Annotated in this window: 3 protein-coding genes and 1 pseudogene; all 4 read right to left on the bottom strand. The window is 67.4% G+C overall.

What is annotated here, in order from left to right:
* A partial coding sequence (locus tag RH94_RS20220) for a hypothetical protein (RefSeq protein WP_073945858.1) occupies positions 1 to 345 on the bottom strand: 345 nt, incomplete at its 3' end.
* Positions 346 to 470: 125 nt separating this feature from the next.
* On the bottom strand, positions 471 to 695 hold the full coding sequence (locus RH94_RS20215) for a DUF397 domain-containing protein (protein ID WP_073948929.1): 225 nt from the start codon (positions 693 to 695) through the stop codon (positions 471 to 473).
* An 8-nt stretch (positions 696 to 703) separates the two neighbouring features.
* Positions 704 to 1,240 carry a DUF5753 domain-containing protein gene (locus RH94_RS20210; RefSeq protein ID WP_234425901.1) on the bottom strand — a complete coding sequence of 179 codons (537 nt, stop codon included), beginning with the start codon at positions 1,238 to 1,240 and terminating at the stop codon, positions 704 to 706.
* A pseudogene (locus RH94_RS20205) lies at positions 1,237 to 1,821 on the bottom strand (RNA-guided endonuclease InsQ/TnpB family protein); the annotation flags it as partial. The gene RH94_RS20210 and the pseudogene RH94_RS20205, both read right to left, overlap by 4 nt.

The raw sequence follows: 1,821 nt of genomic DNA, 5'->3' as shown, positions 1-1,821 counted from the left end.
AGAGCCGGGGACGACGTGGCTCGGGTTGGCGGGGTCCGTGTCACGGACGATCTCGGCCAGAGCGGCTGTGGGACTCAGTCCCCGCGCCTTCGCGTCCCGGAGCCTGGAGACGTACAGCGCGCCCCGGTTGAACGCTTCGTCGCCCCCGACCCGCCGTACCTTCCAGCCGGCTGCGTCGTCCTCGTCGTTGGCCCAGACGTAGCCCAGCACAGTCCCCCGCGGGTTCGCCACGGTCACGAACCGCACCGGCTTGTCCGTGCTGCGGGCGTAGTGCGGCACCCTGGCGATCTCCTCGAACCGGAGAGGCTCTGTGGTCCGAGGAGCGACGTACCGTTCCCGGCTCATGGTGCTGCCTTCCTCTGCCTGCTGCCTGGGCAGGACTTCTCCGTACACCTGCACCCAATCACTCGCCTTGTGTCCTTCCGTTCACCGCCGAGCCAGGTCACCGCGACTCACGGGAAAGATGTGGATCAGTCCCGCAAGCTCGTGACATCGGTGGTGGCATGAGCCTCCGGTGCCTTCAGGGCCTCGATGAAGCTTGTGAAGGCTCCGTCCGGGAAGGAGAGTGTGGCCCTGGCCGGGGCCTTTGAGTCACGTATGGCTATACGGGGATACACGTTCGCGATCTCGACGCAGTCGTTGCCCTCACCACCGCCGGAGAAGGACGACTTCTTCCACTGGGTGGGCGTGGTCATGCTGCGCCTCACACTTCCTTGGCCAACTGGTGGATGAGGTCACGTGAGCGCCCTGGAGGAAGTGACCCCGCCTTCACCTTACGGAAGAGCTTTCGAAAATGCTCCAGTTGAGCCTCGGAGTCGACGAAGGCCGTACCGTGCGGAGCGTCGCGCACCACCGTGTCCAGGCGGGAGACCGCTCCGCCCAGGTGAACCATGGTGCTACCGGCTCCCGCGAAGTCGTCCAGCGCGAAGGGAATGACCCGAACGGTCACATGGTCGGCCTCGGACATCTCCAGGATGCGCTCCAGTTGAGCCCGGGTGACGGCACGACCGGCCACCTTGATGCGCAGTGCCGCTTCATGGATCACGGTTTCGTACGGCATCGGGTCCGGGCGTTCGATGACGACCTTCCGCTTCATCCGGTGATCGCCCTGAGTTCCACCTCGTCGTCCGGGAACTCCGGGTTCATGTAAGCGAAGAGGGCTCGGGCGTACTCCGCCGTCTGGAAGAGCCCCGGCACTTGACTGCTCCCCTCCCTGAGGAGGAGGGGATTCCTGGCTCAGGCCGCCTCCCCGAGCAGCGCTCCGGGAGGTCTTGCGCCCTCGACGCCGGCCGGGTCCAGACCTGCCCGGACGAGCATCACGCGGGCGGAGTTCTTGTCCCGGGAGGACACGGCTCCGCACGCGGTGCAGGTGTAGGTGCGTTCCGACAGCGGCTGGGGGTCCCCCCACGCCCTTCAGGCAGTGGGGGAGCGTGCTTGGTTCTCGCTCCGCACGATCCGCAGTCCATGGTGGTGTGCGCGGGGTGCACCAGACGCACATCCCGCGCGTGCTTGCGGCCCATCTCGATCAGGGCCTGCTTGGTGGCGCCGATCGCGGCGTCGGCCGCCTTGCGCGCCATGCTCGTCTTCGCGAGGAACCTGGGCTTGAAGTCCTCCACCGCGATCACGTCGTGGTCGCGCACCACCCTCTTCGCCCACTTACGGGCGGTGTCCTGCCGCTGCCGGGCGATCTTCGCATACGTCTTCGCCCGCCACCGCTTCGCCTCCCGGTAGCCCTGCGAGGCGGCCTGCCCCTTCTTGGGCCGGCGCCGGGCCATCATCCGGTCGTAGCGGGACAGCTTGGCCTGGGCCTTCCGGCCGTGC

The organism is Streptomyces kebangsaanensis, from assembly GCF_001906585.1.
In the GTDB taxonomy this organism is placed as follows: Bacteria; Actinomycetota; Actinomycetes; order Streptomycetales; family Streptomycetaceae; genus Streptomyces; species Streptomyces kebangsaanensis.
The sequence above is the reverse complement of the archived record's forward strand: the minus strand, read 5'-3'. Positions and strand labels throughout refer to the sequence as shown.